Origin of the sequence: Tropicimonas sp. IMCC34011 (assembly GCF_003390865.1) — a bacterium.
In the GTDB taxonomy this organism is placed as follows: Bacteria; Pseudomonadota; Alphaproteobacteria; order Rhodobacterales; family Rhodobacteraceae; genus Tropicimonas_B.
Genome location: NZ_QMEJ01000006.1, coordinates 37807 through 53692, shown reverse-complemented (window position 1 = coordinate 53692; position 15886 = coordinate 37807). Strand labels below are relative to the sequence as shown.

Genomic DNA, 15886 nt, shown 5'->3' with positions numbered 1-15886 from the left:
CGGACGCTTTCGTCGTCGCCGAGCTTCCGCAGCCAGGGAACAAGGACGCCATTCACATGTATCGCTACCAGGACTTCGACCGCGCCTTCCTCGCGGAGCGCAACGCCCAGTTCCGCGCGCAGGTGGAGCGGCGCATCGACGGCTCGCTGACCGAGGACGAGTTCAAGCCGCTGCGCCTGATGAACGGGCTCTATCTCCAGCTTCACGCCTACATGCTGCGCGTCGCGATCCCCTACGGCTCGCTGAGGTCGGCGCAGATGCGGCAGCTTGCGATGATTTCCGAGCGGTGGGACCGGGGCTACGGCCATTTCACCACGCGCCAGAACATCCAGTACAACTGGCCCGAGCTGCGCGACGTGCCTGACATGCTCGATGCCCTGGCCGAAGTCGGGATGCACGCGATCCAGACATCGGGGAACACGGTGCGCAACGTGACGGCGGACCATTTTGCCGGCGCCGCCGCCGACGAGGTCGCCGACCCCCGGCCCTATGCCGAGCTCCTGCGCCAATGGTCCACGGACCACCCGGAATTCCAGTTCCTGCCGCGCAAGTTCAAGATCGCCGTGACCGGCGCCGAGGCGGACCGCGCCGTGATCCGGGCCCACGACATCGGCCTGCAACTGGTCGAGAAGGACGGCGAGATCGGCTTCCGCGTGCTCGTCGGCGGCGGCCTCGGGCGCACGCCGGTGATCGGCAAGGTCATCACGGACTTCGTCTCCGAAGCGGAGCTCCTGCCCTATGTCGAGGCGATCCTGAACGTCTACAACCGGTTCGGCCGGCGGGACAACAAGTACAAGGCCCGCATCAAGATCACGGTGAACGAGGAAGGGATCGACAAGATCCGCGAGGAGGTCGACGCCGTCTTCGTGCGGACAAGGGACGAGTTCACCGGCTTCGGCGACGTCCTCGATCGGATCAAGGCGGACTTCGCCCCGCCCGCATTGGAAGAAGGTCGCGGGACGCAGGCCTACAGTGATGCCTACGAACAGAGCCCCGTCTTTCGGTCCTGGGCCGATACCAACCTCACCGCCCATCGCGATGCGGACCATGCCATCGTCACGATCAGCCTCAAGGCGCATGGCGCAACGCCGGGCGACGCGACGGCGGACCAGATGCGCCTGATGGCGGAGCTGGCGGAACGCTACGGCCACGACGAGCTGCGCATCTCCCACGAGCAGAACGTGATCCTGCCGCATGTCCACCGCGCGGATCTTCCCGAGGTCCATGCACGGCTCTCAGAAGCCGGCCTCGGCACCGCCAATGTCGGCCTCGCCTCGGACATCATCGCCTGCCCCGGCATGGATTACTGCGCGCTTGCCACCGCCCGCTCGATCCCCATCGCACAGGAGATCGCGACGCGGGTGGACGAGCTGAAGATCGAGCACGAGGTCGGACACGTCCAGATCAAGATCTCGGGCTGCATCAATGCCTGCGGCCATCACCACGTCGGACATATCGGCATCCTCGGCCTCGATCGCGCCGGGGTGGAGAACTACCAGATCACGATCGGCGGGGCGGCGGGCAGCGACGCCGCACTTGGCACACGTACCGGCCCCGGCTTCCCGGCCGAGGAGATCGTGCCCGCGATCGAGCGGATCCTGACCACGTACCTTGATCTTCGCTGCGATGCAGCGGAGACGTTCATCGAGGCCTATCGCAGGGTCGGCATGGCCCCGTTCAAGACCGCGCTCTACGACAAGGAGCAGAGCCGTGATGCCGCTTAACACGTCCCAGGACCAGTCCCCGGCCGGTACGGGGGAGACGCGGCCGGTCGAGTTCCGCGCCCGCCGCCTGATCGAACGGGTTGGCGAGGGCGATACCGGAGCGCTCCTCGATACGGTTCTCGGCTCCCCCCTCTCCGGCAAGCTCGCCGTCGTTTCCTCCTTCGGAGCGGATTCGGTGGCTCTGCTGCATCTCGTGGCCCAGCGGCGCCCGGACACGCCCGTGCTCTTCATCGAGACGCGGATGCTCTTTCCGGAGACGATGGACTACCAGACGGAGGTGGCACGCACGCTCGGCCTCACCGATATTCGCGTGATCCGGGCGACGCATACCGACCTGGCCGCCCACGACCCCGACGGCACGCTCCATCGCACGAACCCCGATGCCTGCTGCGCCCTGCGCAAGACGATCCCGCTGGAACGCGCGCTCGAGGGCTTCGACACATGGATCACCGGCCGCAAGCGGTTCCAGACCTCGGCCCGCGCGAACCTGCCCCGGATCGAGACCGAGGGGCCGCGCGTGAAGGTCAATCCGCTGGCGGACTGGACGCCGGAGGAGGTCCGCGGCCATATCGCGGAGGCCGGCCTGCCACCGCATCCGCTTGTCGCCCAAGGCTACCCCTCCATCGGCTGCGTGCCGTGCACGTCCCGCGTCGCACCGGGGGAGGATTCCCGCGCCGGGCGGTGGCGCGGCAGCGACAAGGACGAATGCGGCATCCACTTCATCGACGGCAAGGCGGTCCGCAGTCCGAAGCGGGAGACAGTATAATGAGCAACATCATCGTGACCGATCGCGGCTTCGGCGATGACGATTTCACCGGCGCCTTCGCAGATCCCGAGGCAGGGGACGTCTCCCACGCCGCCGGCGACGCCCTCGCGCTCGGCCCCGAGACCGATCCCGCGAGCCTCTCCGGCAAGCTGGACGGCGTGACGATGATCCGCGTCGCCTTCCCCTCGTTCTCCGACGGGCGCGGCTTCTCCATCGCCCGCGCCCTGCGCCGCATGGGCTACGAGGGACGCCTGCGCGCCTATGGCCACGTGATCGCGGACCAGTACGCGATGGCCCGGCGCTGCGGCTTCGACGAGGTGGAGATCGCACCGGAGCTCGCCGCGCGCCAGCCGCAGGAGCAATGGCTTGCCCGCGCGAAGAACTGGCGTCAGAACGACTACCGCGCCCGCCTCGCCGGGTGACATCCGGGACGCCAGCGGCCGCCAGCGACCCGTCGCCCCCTTTCCGAATCAGCTCTTGCCGGGCATCCCAGCCCCCAGAGAGGACATGACATGACCGAGCACAGCCCGATGACCACCGCCCCGGCGACACCCGCCGGACCCGCCCTGCCCGATGCGCAGACCGTCACGAAGGTCACGCACTGGACGGATCAGCTCTTCAGCTTCCGCGTGACCCGGCCCAAGAGCCTGCGGTTCCGGTCGGGCGAATTCGTGATGATCGGCCTGATGGGCGAGCCCGATCCCAAGACCGGGCGCCAGAAACCGCTCCTGCGGGCCTACTCCATCGCCTCCCCCTCCTGGGACGACGAACTGGAGTTCTATTCGATCAAGGTGCAGGACGGCCCGCTGACCTCCCGCCTCCAGCACATCCAGCCCGGCGACCAGATCATCCTCCGCCCCAAGCCCGTGGGCACGCTCGTTCACGACGCGCTCCTGCCCGGCAAGCGGCTGTGGTTCTTCTCGACCGGCACAGGCATCGCGCCCTTCGCCTCGCTCCTGCGCGATCCCGAAACCTGGGAGCTCTATGACCGCGTGATCCTAACCCATACCTGCCGGGAGAAGGCGGACCTCGAATATGGTCGGCAGCTCGTCGAAAGCCTCGAGAGCGACCCGCTGATCGGGGAACTGGTGGACGGCAAGCTCGACTACTACCCCACGACCACGCAGGAAGAGAGCGCTAAGCGCGGCCGAATCACGGACCTGCTGCGGTCGGGCGAAGTGTTCGCCGATCTCGGCATCGAGGGCATTTCTCCCCAGACGGACCGCGCCATGGTCTGCGGCTCCATGGGCCTCAATCTCGACATCAAGGAGATCCTCGAAGGCTACGGCCTGCGCGAGGGCGCGAATTCCGAGCCGGCGGAGTACGTCGTCGAAAAGGCGTTCGTGGGCTGAGACCCGGCGGCGGCCCTTACTGTCCGGTCGCCTCCGCATCCATTCCGGCAGGGGCATCCTCGGTCAGAGCGCCCTCCTGCGGCAGGTCGGACGGCTCCTCGGTGGAGATCGCCGCCTCCTCGCCCGAGGTGAGCCAGAGGAAGACGCCGAGCCCCAGCGCGACGACGACGATGATGATGGCAACAGTCCGGGTCATGCGCTCTCCTTGCGTGCTGGCGGCAGCGTCCTTGCGACTTAGCATGCGGCCCGGCTTGCGAAAAGCGCGCCCTGCCCCGGTCCCGCCGCGCGCAGGGGCCGGGGTCCGAATGGCGGCGGCTTGATAAACGGCCAAACAAGCGCTATATTTTTCATTGATTTTTTCTGGCGAACGAAGGAAGAACGTCATAGCCCGCAGACCTCACAACGCGCCCCCGACGCGCGACACCGGCCCCCGAGTCAACGACCGCGTCCGTGCCAACGAAATCCGACTGATCGGCCCCGAAGGGCAGAACGTCGGCGTGACGACGCCCGACCGTGCCCTGGAACTGGCGCAACAGGTCGGACTCGACCTCGTGGAAATCTCGCCGAACGCGACGCCGCCGGTCTGCAAGATCATGGACTACGGCAAATTCAAGTACGAGCAGCAGAAACGCGAATCCGAGGCGAAGAAGAAGCAGCGCACGATCGAGGTGAAGGAGGTGAAGTTCCGCCCCAACACCGACACGCACGATTACGACGTGAAGATGAAGAACGTCGTGCGCTTCCTCGAGGGCGGTGACAAGGTGAAGGTCACCCTGCGCTTCCGCGGCCGCGAGATGGCCCACCAGAACCTCGGCCGTGAACTCCTCGAGCGGGTCGCCGCGGACACCACGGAGATCGGCAAGGTCGAGAACATGCCGAAGATGGAAGGCCGCCAGATGGTCATGATGATCGGGCCCGTGAAGTAAGGGCGGCCCTCATCGACACGCCTACACAAGGCCCCGCAGATCGCTGCGGGGCCTTTTTCGTTGGTCGCCTGAAGGGAGCAGGCAGCGCGTCCTAAGCCCTTTCGGCGAAGGCCCGGGCAAGGGCGGCAAACCCTTCGATGGAAACGCGCTCCGCCCTCTCGGTCGGAGGTATCCCGGCGGCTTCGAGGAGCGGCATCGGATCCGTTCCGAGAGATTTGAGCGAAGCCCGCAGCATCTTCCGCCGCTGACCGAACGCCGCGGCGACGACCCGTTCCATCGCCTTTGCCGGCGCCGGCGCGAGCGGCTCGGGCCGGGGCCTCAGATGAACGACGGCTGACCGGACCTTGGGCGGCGGGGTGAACGCCTCGGGCGGCAGCGTCAGCGCGATCCGCGCCTCGGTCCGCCATCCGGCCAGCACTGCGAGACGCCCGTACGCATCGTCCCCCGGCTCGGCCACGATGCGCTCGGCGACTTCCTTCTGGAACATCAGCGTCAGCGAGCTCCAGTAGGGCGGCCAGCTCTGCGGCGAGAGCCAGCGCACCAGAAGCTCGGTGCCGACATTGTAGGGCAGGTTCGCCACGACGTGGATCGCCCCCCCGAGACGCGCCACCGGATCGACCTCAAGCGCGTCGCCATGGAAGACCTCGAGGCGGCCGGGATAGGCGGCCGACACCTCCTCGAGGGCCGGCAGGCAGCGCGCATCCTTCTCGACCGCGAGGACACGGCCGGCCCCTTCCGCGAGCAATCCCCGGGTCAGCCCCCCAGGCCCCGGCCCGACCTCGAGCACCGACGCGTCCGACAGGTCGCCCGGGACGCGGGCGATCCGGGCGGTGAGGTTGAGGTCCAGAAGGAAGTTCTGCCCCAGCGCCTTGCGCGCCGTCAGCCCATGGGAGCGGATCACCTCGCGCAGGGGCGGCAGGCCGTCGATGGCACTCACGCGGGCCGCTCCCGGCGCTCGGTACGCGCCGGAGCGGTCATGCTCCGCCCCACGAAAGAAAGCCGCGCCGCGGGCTTCATCTTTCCGCAAATACCCCCGCCAGAGGCGGTCCCGCGCGCTGTCATCGAGCGCGCGCCCCGGCCATCCGTGCGGCCATGTCGAGGGCGGCAACGAGGCTCGTCGGATCCGCAATTCCCTTGCCCGCAATGTCGAACGCGGTGCCGTGGTCCGGGGAGGTGCGGATGAACGGCAGGCCGAGGGTGACATTGACGCCGCCGGCAAAGTCGATGGTCTTGACGGGGATCAGGGCCTGGTCGTGGTACATCGTGACGGCCGCGTCGTATCCCTTGCGGGCCGAGGCGTGGAACATCGTGTCCCCCGGCATCGGGCCGATCAGGCTCAGACCTTCGCCGCGCAGGGCCTCGAGGACCGGAATGATGATCTCGATCTCCTCGCGCCCCATGGCACCGCCCTCGCCGGCATGGGGGTTCAGCCCCGCGACGGCGATCCGGGGGGCGGTGAGGCCGAAATCGCGGCGAAGGGCCGCGTGCAGGATGCGGATCGTGTCCGTCAGCAGCTCGGGCGTCAGGGCCGCCGGGACATCGGCGATGGGAATGTGGATCGTCGCCGGGATCGCGCGCAGGCCTTCGCAGGCGAGCATCATCACGACGCGATCCACCCCACCGAGGGCCGCGAGGTACTCGGTGTGGCCGGGATAGGCGAAGGCCGCGCCATCCTGCAGCGCCTTCTTGTTGATCGGGCCGGTGACGATTCCGGAAGCCGCGCCGTCCATGGTCAGCTGCACCGCACGGGCGATCACGGCGATCACCTCGGCCGCGTTGGCCGGGCTCGGCGCGCCCGGTACGGCGGGATCCGGGAAGGCGTGGGGCATGACCGGAAGGGCCGAGGCGGAGACGCGAAGCGCATCCTCCGGCGCGTCGATCTCCCGCACGGGCGTTCCACGCGGCAGGTGTCCGGGATCACCGAGCCAGGCAAAGGGCTGCCGCGCACCGAGACGGGCCCAGGCCGCGGCCGCGATTTCGGGGCCGATGCCGGCAGGTTCGCCGCATGTCAGGACAGGGGGCAGAAGTTCCGTCATCGGGCGGGCCGCCGTAGATCAGGGGTAGCGGATGATGGCTTCGTCGCGCAGCTCGGCGAGATAGTTGTCGGCCAGCCGCCCCAACGAGCGGTCGGTGAGCTGGGCGCGCACGTTGCTCCGGTCCACGTCGGCCATGCCGGCCTCGGCACGCTGACAGAGCATCAGGAAGACGAGGTTCTGGCCGTTGGTGAGGTTCACCGAATATTCGTTCTCGTCGAGCTTCGCGAGTTCCACGGCAATCCCCTGCGGCACCTGCGCAACGGGCTGCGCCTCGGTCACGGCAAGGCGGGCATCCGGCTGGCCGCGGTTGACGGCATAGAGGTCGTCACATGTGTCGACGCTTTGCGCAACGCGAGCGGCCTCGGCCAGCGCGGTCTGGCTCCGGCCGCCGGGGATGAGATACTGCATGTAGCTCACCTGGACGTTCTCCCCCGCCGGAACACCGGTTTCGGTCAGCTGGCGAAGCTGGAAGAGCGCGATGGCGTTCGGGATCTGGATGGGCGTGCTCACCTCGCCCGGCCGGAGCGACAGGATCTGCTGGCGAAGCGCGCCGGGCAGCTCGCCAAGCGGTACGGAGCGCGGGATGCGGCCGCCGTTGGCGCGGCTGCCGGCGGCGGAATACTCCCGCGCGGCCTGGGCGAAGGCGCCCTCGGAGCGGATGTTCTGGATCTGCGCGGCCAGTTGCTGGGAGCGGGCGGCCTCCTGGGCGTTGCGGGCGGGCAGGATGATCTCGGAGATCTGCACCTCGGCGGACCCCGTGCGGGACGTCATCGACATCGCCTGATCGACATCGGCATCCTCGATATCGACGCGCCCGGCGAACCGGCCGCGCACGACCTCGCGCCACGCGAGGCCGGCAGCCACGAAGTCCCGGAATGTCTCTGGCGCGACGCCGGCGGCCTGAATCTGCTGCAGGAACTGGTCGGCGGTCAGGTTGGCCCGCCCGGCGAACTCCTCCATCCCCGCGCGGATCTGGTCGGGCGAGATCTCTATGCCCTGGCGCTCAGCGGCGATGAGCTGGAGGCGGTCGTTGATCAGCGCGTCGAGCGCGACCTGCCTCAGGTCGCCCGGCGTGCTGAACAGCTCGAGGATCCGCATCCGCTGCTGCAGCTCGTACTGCGTCACCGGGCGATCGTTCACGACGACGACGGGGGCGAACTGGCCTTGCGCCTCCACCGGTGCGGGCTGGGCAAGGCCGAAGAGGCCCGCCAGCGCCGCCACTGCCAGAAGACGCGTTCCGCGTCCGATGCTGCCGATGAACTGGCTGCCCATGCCGCCCCCCAAATTGATCAGCCGGGCCCGGGCCCGGTCGTGTTTGCCAATCTCTAGGCGCTCGCCCCGCCTCCGGCAACCCGGCAGCCGCTCACCTCATCGCGTGCAGGCGCGCCGGCGGGGCCGGTCGGCGCGGTCGGTGCCGCCGAACCCCGCGAGGGAGACGCCGAATTCCACGTCCGTCGTGGGGCGGATGGCGTCCGAGCTGGTGAAGCGACGGCGCACGCCGAGATCCACCGTGACGCAGTCCGTCTTGTATTCGAGGGCGACGCGCGCGGAGGCGGCCCGGTCGACCTGCATGTCGTAGCGTACGTCGATGCCTGTCTTCCAGCGCTCGGTGGCCTGGTAATCCGCCGAGACGGTCCACTCCTTGTTGGTCATCGTCCGGTTCTCGATCAGGCTCGGCTTCATCCAGATATAGGTCGCCGAGAGATCCAGATCCGTCCGCGTCCAGTCGAGCCGCGCCTCGTGGCGGGTGAACTCGAAGCCGTCATCGAACAGGGCGCGATTGGTGAGGCGGAACCCCTCCGGCAAGGCAAGCTGCGTCGCCGCGAGCCAGTCCGAGCGGGTATCCTCGAGGATGTCGTAACCGTCGAACTGCCCCGTATCTTCTGCGCGGACGATCCGCCCGGCCGTGACCCCGAAGGACCAGCCGGCGGGATCGTAGCGCGTCCATGTCAGGCCGAGATTGGCGCGCAGGCCCCGCTCGATCCGGTCAGCTGCGGGGTAGCGGGAGAAGGCGAACAGGTTGCCCTCGTCCAGCTCGAGCTGCGTGCTCTCGTCCTGCGGCGTGTCCCCCTCGCCGGCCTCGGGAGTATAGACGATCTGGGCGACCGGCTCGAGGACCTGCCCTGCACCGGCAGACCCCGTCCGCACAAGCGGCCAGCGCAGCTCGACCGCGGCGGCCGGCGTGAAGCGGGTGATGTCCTCGTCGAAGGTACTGTCCTCGGCGACCGTGGTATGGTCGAAGCGCAGCCGTGTTTCGGCAGACAGCAGGATGCCTGCCGGCCCGACCCAGCCGCGGTTCCAGTCGGCGATCGCGGAGACGCGGCCGACGTCGCGGCCGATGCCGTCATCGTTGGACCGCCGCTCGTGACCATGCGCGGCGAGGGTGAAGGCGCCGGTCCCGCCGATCAGCGCGGGCTCGAAGCGCCGCGTCGCGCGGGCATCTCCGACGATGTAGGGCTGGGTCTCGTTGTCCTCCGAGGAGCGCAGCGATTCATAGGCGATGATCTCGGCGGAGAGATACTCGTCCCGCGCCACGCGCTCCAGGACGATGGCGCTGTCGAGGCGGTCCTTGCCGGAATAGTCGTAATCCACGAGATACGCGTCGTCCGACGTGGTCTCGATATCGAAGCTCAGCGTCAGATCGCGCGGCAGGGAGAACTCCCCGCTGCCGAAGAGATAGCCGCGGTTGCCATCGACGATGTCGTCCCGCGTGATGGCACCATTCAGCAGAAGATCCCCGCTCCTGAAGGCCTGCCGATAGCGCAGTTCCAGCGTCTGCGTGCGGTTGGCGGAGACGTAGGGCGTGACGGTCAGGTCCTTCGAGGCGCCTATCGGGATGAAGTAGGGCAGCTTCACGCCGAAGCCGAGCTGGTCCGTCGAGCGGAATTCGGGCGTCAGGAAGCCACGGGCCCGCTCCACGCTCGGATCGGGGAGGCGCAGGCGGGGGATGTAGGCCACGGGCAGTCCTACGATCTCGAAGCGGGCATTCTCGAAATAAAGCTGCCGCTCCTCTTCGTCGTGGATCACCCGCCCGGCCCGGATCGCCCAGAGCGGAACGGGGTTCGAGGGGCAGACCTCGCAGGCGCTGACCACGGTCTTCGTAAGCTGGGTGTAGCGCCCGTCCACGCGGTTGATCTCCGCGGCGGCAAGCTGGAGTTGCTCGTCGAGAACGAGGCGGGCGGAGCGCAGGAGCCCATTGCGGAGGTCCGTCGACAGCTCGGCCTCATCGGCGAGGATGACGCTCTCTGCCCCTTCGGTCAGCAGGATCGGCCCGTCGATCTGCAGCGTCTCGGACGACGCATCGTAAACGATGCGGCGGGCCGTGAGCCGCGCATCGCCCTGGATCACCTCGATGTTGCCGGTGGCGACGAGGCGGTTGTCTCCGGCGATCTCCACCCGGTCGGCGACGAGCGTCGCCGTCTCGGCGAACTGCGCGGAAAGGGGCTGGACGAGAAGGGTCGCGCCAAGGAGCGCGGCGAGAAGGGCGCGGCGCATCACCCGTCCTCCATGTGGAATATGAGACCAAGCGCCAGAAGCACCGCCGCGGAGGGAGGCGCCCAGACGGCGAGTGCGACGGGGATCTGGCCGTTCTCCCCCAGCACGTTGGCGAAATTGCGGATGAAGAAGGCACCGAAGCCGAGAAGCAGCGCGAAAAGAACCATCAGACCGGTCCGGCCGAACCTTGTATGCCGCATCGTGAACCCCGCCCCTATCAGGACCATCGCCGCCAGGAACAGCGGCATTGCCAGCTCCGTCTGGAACCAGATGCGGTGCGACCGGGCGGAAAAGCCGGCATCGTTCAGGTTGGCGATGAAGGCCGGCAGCTCCCAGATGGGGATCGAGGAGGGGTCGCCGAAGCTGTCCCGGATCTGATCGCCGGTCAGCGTCGAGGGTATATCCAGAACCTCGACGAGCTCGGCGGCCCGTTCAGGGTTCGCGGCATCGAGCGGCCAGGTCTTGGCGTCCGTCAGCGTCCAGCCCTCGAGACCGAGACGTGCGGAAGCCGCCTCGGTCCGGGTGGCGGGATGCCCCTCCGGGCCGAAGGCGAGAAAGGTCACGCCGTAGAGCTCGGTGCCGTCCAGATTGGCGCGGGCCGCGCGGATCACGGTCTGCCCCTCCGGCCCGCCCTGCCTGAGCCACAGCCCCTCCCGGGAGACGGAGAGGACCTGCCGGCCGTCGCCGGACAGGGTCTCCGCCTGAAGCTCGTATTGCTGTTTCGTGGCCGCGACGATGGGGTTCATCACCGTGATGCCGAGCGCGCCGATGACCATTGCGGTCAGCACCGGGGCGATCAGCGCCCGCATCGCCGAGCGGCCCGAGGCCCGGATGACGACGAGTTCGGACGTGCGCGCAAGGCCGAGGAAAAGGGCGAGCGTGGCAAGGATCATCACGAGGGGAAGCATCCCGTAGAGTGATTCCGGCATCGCCAGGAGCGCCAGCCGCAGCGCGCCGCCGACGCCGATATCATCGCCCTCGAACCTGCGCATCTGCTCCACCGTGTCCAGCAGGGCCAGAAGGCCCGCGAAGACGGCGAAGATGCCGAGGAAGGTCGTCGCGAACCGGCGCGCGAAATAGAGATGCAGCCTCATGCCGGCACCGTCCCGGGACGTTTTGGCCGCCGCCGGAAGATCGACGAGCGCCCGCCGAGCGCCAGCATGATCGCGGCCGCCGCGAAGCCGGCTGCGGGCGGTGCATAGACCACGGGCCAGGCGGAGGCGTCCCGCCTTGCGACGTCCGCCGCGGCATTCTCGCCGATCTGGTAGAGCACGATCAGGACCACGGCGAGGCCGATCTGGCGCCAGACGCCGAAGCGGGAGAACCCTCCCAGCATCAGCGCCGAGTAGCCCAGAAGCGCGGCGATCAGGGGCGTGAAGGGCGCAACCATGCGAAGATGCCCCTCATAGCGGAAATCGGCGACGTCCCTGCGCGCTGCCGCCAGATCCTCCTCTGTCGGGGCGAAGAGCGCCGTCGTGGGATATTCGCGGACGTCCCGCCGGCTGGAGCCGCCGCCGTCCATCAGGGTCGAGACGTCGTAGGCGAAATCCTCGAACCGCGTGACCCGGAGGCGGCCGGTTGCTTCGTCGAGCGTCTGTGCCTGCCCGTCGAACATGACGAGGCGCGGCCGATCCTCCGCCGAGCGGGCGAGATAGGCGCGCTCCGCAAGATAAACCGTGCTCTGCCCGTCATCCCGCGCATCGGACAGGAACACGTCCCGAAGCTCGGACTCGGGCGTGATCTCCCGGACGTAGAAAGTGATCCCGTCGGCGGGGTGCAGGAACTGTCCCTCCTTGAGGAGACGTGCCGTGACGTTGGCCGCGATCTCGTCCTCCCGCTCGGAGAGCTGCGTCCGGCTTGCCGGCACGAGAACATGGACGAGGACCGCCATCAGGAGCGCCACGAGAAGGCCGAACGCCATCACCGCCCGAGCCATACGCGCGGGCGAAAGGCCCGTCGCCTGCGCCACGACGAGTTCGCTCTCGGTCGTCAGCCGGTTGGTGACATAGACTGCCGCGACGAAGGCGGAGATCGGCAGGACGAGCCGGATCACGTTCGGCAGGGTCAGGATCGTGAAGGTCAGGAAGGTTCCGGAGGACTGGCCGTCCGCGATCAGCTGGTCGAACAGGATGACGGCACGGTTGATCCAGTACACGGAGACGAGCACGAGGGAGAAGAACCCCCACAGCACCATGAGCTGCGACAGGACATATCTGTCGAATCTCCCCAAGCCCATCTGCCCCTCTCGCGTTTTCCATCCGGCTTATCGCAAAAGGGTGCCGGGGCGAAAGGCAATCTGGCCTCGGGCGTATGCAGGAGCTAGGTGTGGGCAAGAGGCCGCGGACGGCGCGCCGCGGGCCCGCCATATGTCTTCGAGAAAGGGCGCTGCCGCCATGACCGACCTTCCCACCCTTGCCATGACCGAGATCGACCTCGACGCCATCGTCTCCCATGGCGGGCGCATTGCGCTCTTCGTCCATGAAGACGGCAAGCTCGGCCGCGCCGGGCGGCGGGTCTCCTCCGCGGGCCGGGGCGCGCTCGCGCGCTTCGTCGAGAGCGAGGCGTTCGGCAAGATGGCGCCGGGCGATGCGAAGACCTTCGGCTATCCGGGCGGCCTCTCGGCCACGTCGCTGACCGTCGTGAAGGCGGGCCGACCGATCACACCCGAGCTCGCGCGGCGCATCGGAGCGGCCGCGGCGGACGGGCTGTCGGACGGCGAGGACCTTCTCCTGATCGCCGGGACGACGCGGCATCCGGGGGAACTGGCCCTCGGTGCGCTGCTTCGGGCCTACAGCTTCACCGAGTGCAAGTCCTCGGATGCGCCCGCCCCCCGCACCATCACCGTCATGGCCGCCTCGACGGACGGGGCCGAAGCCCTGGCGGACGAGGCCCGCGCCCGCGCAGAAGGGGTCTACTTCACCCGCGACCTCGTGAACCTGCCAGCCAACATCCTGACGACCGAAAGCTTCGCCGAGCGCCTCGAGGGCCTGCGGGAGATCGGCCTCGAAGTCGAGATCCTGGACGAGGCGGAGCTGGAGAAGCTCGGCATGGGAATGCTCCTGGCCGTCGGCCGTGGCAGCGAGACCCCCTCCAAGGTCGCCGTGATGACGTGGAACGGCGGCGCGAAGGGCGAGGCGCCGCTGGCGCTTGTCGGCAAGGGCGTCGTGTTCGACACCGGCGGCATCTCCCTCAAGCCCGCTGGCGGCATGGAGGAGATGACGATGGACATGGGCGGCGCCGGCACCGTGGCCGGGGCGATGAAGACCATCGCCCTGCGCAAGGCGCGCGCCAACGTCGTCGGTCTCGTCGGGCTCGTCGAGAACATGCCGGACGGCCGGGCCCAGCGTCCCGGCGACATCGTGACCTCGATGAAGGGCGACACCGTTGAGGTGATCAACACCGATGCCGAGGGCCGGCTCGTCCTCGGGGACGTCATGTGGTACGCGCAGGAGCGTTTTGCCCCTGCCGCGATGATCGACCTCGCGACGCTTACCGGCGCCGTCATCGTCGCGCTCGGTCACGAGAATGCCGGCGTCTTCTCCAATGACGACGACTTCGCCGGCGCCTTCCTCAAGGCGGCCGGATCCGAGGGCGAAGGCGCGTGGCGCCTGCCCCTCGGCGATCGCTACGCCAAGCTTCTGAAGAGCGCGAAGGCAGATGTGAAGAACGTCGGCACCCGCTGGGCCGGATCCGTGACCGCGGCGGAGTTCCTCAAGCGCTTCGTCAAGGACGGAACGCCCTGGATGCATCTCGACATCGCCGGCGTCGCCTCCCCCGCCGAGCCGTTCCCCACGGGGCCCAAAGGCGCGTCCGGCTGGGGCGTCCTGTCGCTCGACCGTCTCGTGCGCGACCGCTACGAGGCGGCGGAGTAAAGCGGACCCGATGGGACAGGCGCTCTTCTATCACCTGACGCAACAGCCGCTCGAGGTGGCCCTGCCCCGCCTTCTCGAGCGGTCGCTGCAACGTCAGTGGAAGGTCGCGGTCCGGGGCCGGGATCCGGCACGGATGGCCGCGCTCGACAAACGCCTCTGGACGGACAGCGACGACAGCTTCCTGCCCCACGGGCTCGCCGGCGGGGAGCACGACGCGGACCAGCCGATCCTGCTGATGACGGAAGCCGGTCCCGCGCCCAATGGCGCGACGGTGTTGATGGCAGTGGACGGAGCGCCGGTGGAGACGGAAGAAATCGCCGCGATGGAGCGGGTCTGCATCCTGTTCGACGGCCACGACGAGGCCGCGGTCATCCATGCGCGGGGCCAGTGGAAAGCGCTGACGGGCGCCGGGGCAAAGGCCGAATACTGGTCCGAGGAAAGTGGCCGCTGGGAGAAAAAGGCGGAGAGCGGCTGAACCGCTCCCCTGCCGGATCCTAGGGCTGGCCTCAGCCCGCGGCGGCTTTGGTTTCGCCGCCGTCGTCACTGCCGCCGTCGCCGCCGGTCTCACCGCTCTCGGAGGCATCGGCCTTCGGCTTGCGGGCACGGGTGCGGCGGGGCTTGGGCGCGGTCTCGGGCGTCTCGACGAGGCCACCGGCCTCACCGTCAGTCTCGCCCATGTCGATCACGTCGTTGGGGCCATCCGCATCCGTCTTCGGCTTGCGTCTGGGGCTGCGCTTGCGGGCCGGCTTGTCCTGCACGGGCTTCTCGCCCTGCGCCTCGGGGCTGCCGCCGTCCGCCTGCGCATCGGCGCGGGCCTCTTCGGGCTGACGCTCGGAGGGCTGATGCCGGTCGCGGTCCTGATTGCGGTCCTGCCGCCCGTCATTCCCGTCGCCGCGGCCGGAGTTGTCGCCCCGGCCGTTCCCATCGCCCCGATTGTTGCCGTCGCCCCGACCGTTTCCGTCGTTGCGATTGCCCCCGTCGCCCCGACCGTGATTCTGGTCGTGCTGGTCCCGGTTCTGACCGTTCTGGTCATCCCGGTTGTCGCCCTGCCCGCCGTCATTCTGATCCCGGCGCGCGTCCATTTCACGCTGCGCCTCGCTCAGAAGCCGGGTGTAATGCTCCGAATGCTGCATGAAGTTCTCGGCAGCGACACGGTCGTTGCTGAGCTGCGCATCGCGGGCGAGCTGGTTGTACTTGTCGATGATCTGCTGCGGCGTTCCGCGGACTTTTCCTTCCGGTCCCGACGAATCGAAGACGCGGTTCTGGATGTTGCCCATCGAGCGCGAACGGTTCCCCTTGGAACGCGAGCGTGACTTGGATGATCTCATATGGTCTGCAATCCGCCTTGTCTGCGGTTGTTCGGTCCTGTCGCCGCAGCCCCTCGGGGATGCGTGTCGCCGCCCTCATGGCGGGTCGACCCAGTCTCTGGCGATGGCGTGCAACGTTCGGCCACCGCCGGTCAGCTGCACGGACTTCTGCTAATCACGCGTCGTCGCCTGTGACAAGCAGATTTCATCGGATACGCGACGTTTCGGTCGCACAACCGTAGTATCGGCGGGCCCATACAACCGATCAACCCCTAATTTGCGGGATCGTATGAGTTCGCCCTCCCGTTGAAAGCGGACGCCAAACTGCGACAAACGCGCACAATACCCCATGGTGCCGGGAACTCGCGTTTTGGTGAACAGTTATGATCCCGAGATGTCCGGATGCCT

15 protein-coding genes are annotated in these 15886 nt (G+C 68.2%); 7 read left to right on the top strand and 8 right to left on the bottom strand.

The annotated features are described in order from the left end of the window. Positions 1-56: 56 nt before the first annotated feature. The 4 genes from DQG15_RS16840 (at position 57) to DQG15_RS16825 (ending at position 3842) form a co-directional block, all read left to right on the top strand. Positions 57-1724 carry a nitrite/sulfite reductase gene (locus tag DQG15_RS16840; RefSeq protein ID WP_116087347.1) on the top strand — a complete coding sequence of 556 codons (1668 nt, stop codon included), beginning with the start codon at positions 57-59 and terminating at the stop codon, positions 1722-1724. Then, the gene (locus tag DQG15_RS16835) at positions 1714-2490 is read left to right on the top strand and encodes a phosphoadenylyl-sulfate reductase (protein WP_116087346.1); all 777 of its coding nucleotides are present in this window, start codon (positions 1714-1716) and stop codon (positions 2488-2490) included. Before DQG15_RS16840 ends, DQG15_RS16835 begins: the two co-directional genes overlap by 11 nt. Then, a complete protein-coding gene (locus DQG15_RS16830) occupies positions 2490-2912 on the top strand; it encodes a DUF934 domain-containing protein (protein ID WP_116087345.1) in 423 nt (140 codons plus the stop codon). Before DQG15_RS16835 ends, DQG15_RS16830 begins: the two co-directional genes overlap by 1 nt. Positions 2913-3002: 90 nt before the next feature. Next, the gene (locus DQG15_RS16825; protein WP_116087344.1) at positions 3003-3842 is read left to right on the top strand and encodes a ferredoxin--NADP reductase; all 840 of its coding nucleotides are present in this window, start codon (positions 3003-3005) and stop codon (positions 3840-3842) included. 16 nt (positions 3843-3858) lie between these two features. On the opposite strand, the gene DQG15_RS16820 is transcribed toward DQG15_RS16825, so the two are convergent. Then, positions 3859-4038 (bottom strand): hypothetical protein, encoded by a 180-nt coding sequence (locus tag DQG15_RS16820; protein WP_116087343.1) that lies wholly within the window; start codon positions 4036-4038, stop codon positions 3859-3861. A 187-nt stretch (positions 4039-4225) separates the two neighbouring features. On the opposite strand from DQG15_RS16820, the gene infC reads away from it, so the two are divergent. Further along, on the top strand, positions 4226-4768 hold the full coding sequence (infC, locus tag DQG15_RS16815; protein WP_349254810.1) for a translation initiation factor IF-3: 543 nt from the start codon (positions 4226-4228) through the stop codon (positions 4766-4768). A 91-nt stretch (positions 4769-4859) separates the two neighbouring features. On the opposite strand, the gene rsmA is transcribed toward infC, so the two are convergent. The 6 genes from rsmA to lptF form a co-directional block, all read right to left on the bottom strand. Continuing rightward, positions 4860-5705, bottom strand: a complete 846-nt coding sequence (gene rsmA / locus DQG15_RS16810) for a 16S rRNA (adenine(1518)-N(6)/adenine(1519)-N(6))-dimethyltransferase RsmA (RefSeq protein WP_116087341.1) — start codon at positions 5703-5705, stop codon at positions 4860-4862. A gap of 121 nt (positions 5706-5826) precedes the next feature. Further along, positions 5827-6804 (bottom strand): 4-hydroxythreonine-4-phosphate dehydrogenase PdxA, encoded by a 978-nt coding sequence (gene pdxA / locus DQG15_RS16805; RefSeq protein ID WP_116087340.1) that lies wholly within the window; start codon positions 6802-6804, stop codon positions 5827-5829. 18 nt (positions 6805-6822) lie between these two features. Further along, positions 6823-8076 carry a peptidylprolyl isomerase gene (locus DQG15_RS16800; RefSeq protein WP_116087339.1) on the bottom strand — a complete coding sequence of 418 codons (1254 nt, stop codon included), beginning with the start codon at positions 8074-8076 and terminating at the stop codon, positions 6823-6825. A 96-nt stretch (positions 8077-8172) separates the two neighbouring features. Further along, complete coding sequence (locus DQG15_RS16795; protein ID WP_116087337.1) at positions 8173-10299, bottom strand: LPS-assembly protein LptD; 2127 nt, start codon at positions 10297-10299, stop codon at positions 8173-8175. Continuing rightward, on the bottom strand, positions 10299-11393 hold the full coding sequence (lptG, locus tag DQG15_RS16790; protein WP_116087335.1) for an LPS export ABC transporter permease LptG: 1095 nt from the start codon (positions 11391-11393) through the stop codon (positions 10299-10301). Before lptG ends, DQG15_RS16795 begins: the two co-directional genes overlap by 1 nt. Next, a complete protein-coding gene (gene lptF / locus DQG15_RS16785) occupies positions 11390-12529 on the bottom strand; it encodes an LPS export ABC transporter permease LptF (RefSeq protein WP_116087699.1) in 1140 nt (379 codons plus the stop codon). The genes lptG and lptF overlap by 4 nt, the downstream gene beginning before the upstream one ends. Positions 12530-12692: 163 nt before the next feature. Between lptF and DQG15_RS16780 the strand changes: the two genes are divergently transcribed. Both DQG15_RS16780 and DQG15_RS16775 read left to right on the top strand, forming a co-directional pair. Continuing rightward, positions 12693-14171, top strand: coding sequence for a leucyl aminopeptidase (locus DQG15_RS16780; RefSeq protein WP_116087333.1), 1479 nt, complete (start codon positions 12693-12695; stop codon positions 14169-14171). A 10-nt stretch (positions 14172-14181) separates the two neighbouring features. Next, a complete protein-coding gene (locus DQG15_RS16775) occupies positions 14182-14646 on the top strand; it encodes a DNA polymerase III subunit chi (RefSeq protein ID WP_116087331.1) in 465 nt (154 codons plus the stop codon). 31 nt (positions 14647-14677) lie between these two features. Here DQG15_RS16775 and DQG15_RS16770 read toward each other — a convergent pair whose 3' ends face one another. Further along, positions 14678-15499: a DUF4167 domain-containing protein gene (locus DQG15_RS16770; protein ID WP_116087329.1), complete on the bottom strand. Its 822-nt coding sequence runs from the start codon at positions 15497-15499 to the stop codon at positions 14678-14680. Positions 15500-15886: the final 387 nt, after the last annotated feature.

Excerpts from the sequence above, each read along its gene's own strand:
- DQG15_RS16780 (WP_116087333.1), top strand. The coding sequence starts at position 12,693 with ATGACCGACCTTCCCACCCTTGCCATGACCGAGATCGACCTCGACGCC.
- DQG15_RS16835 (WP_116087346.1), top strand. The coding sequence starts at position 1,714 with ATGCCGCTTAACACGTCCCAGGACCAGTCCCCGGCCGGTACGGGGGAG.
- lptG (WP_116087335.1), bottom strand. The coding sequence starts at position 11,393 with ATGAGGCTGCATCTCTATTTCGCGCGCCGGTTCGCGACGACCTTCCTC.
- DQG15_RS16825 (WP_116087344.1), top strand. The coding sequence starts at position 3,003 with ATGACCGAGCACAGCCCGATGACCACCGCCCCGGCGACACCCGCCGGA.
- DQG15_RS16840 (WP_116087347.1), top strand. The coding sequence starts at position 57 with ATGTATCGCTACCAGGACTTCGACCGCGCCTTCCTCGCGGAGCGCAAC.
- DQG15_RS16800 (WP_116087339.1), bottom strand. The coding sequence starts at position 8,076 with ATGGGCAGCCAGTTCATCGGCAGCATCGGACGCGGAACGCGTCTTCTG.
- DQG15_RS16775 (WP_116087331.1), top strand. The coding sequence starts at position 14,182 with ATGGGACAGGCGCTCTTCTATCACCTGACGCAACAGCCGCTCGAGGTG.
- DQG15_RS16830 (WP_116087345.1), top strand. The coding sequence starts at position 2,490 with ATGAGCAACATCATCGTGACCGATCGCGGCTTCGGCGATGACGATTTC.
- DQG15_RS16795 (WP_116087337.1), bottom strand. The coding sequence starts at position 10,299 with ATGCGCCGCGCCCTTCTCGCCGCGCTCCTTGGCGCGACCCTTCTCGTC.
- DQG15_RS16820 (WP_116087343.1), bottom strand. The coding sequence starts at position 4,038 with ATGACCCGGACTGTTGCCATCATCATCGTCGTCGTCGCGCTGGGGCTC.
- DQG15_RS16770 (WP_116087329.1), bottom strand. The coding sequence starts at position 15,499 with ATGAGATCATCCAAGTCACGCTCGCGTTCCAAGGGGAACCGTTCGCGC.
- pdxA (WP_116087340.1), bottom strand. The coding sequence starts at position 6,804 with ATGACGGAACTTCTGCCCCCTGTCCTGACATGCGGCGAACCTGCCGGC.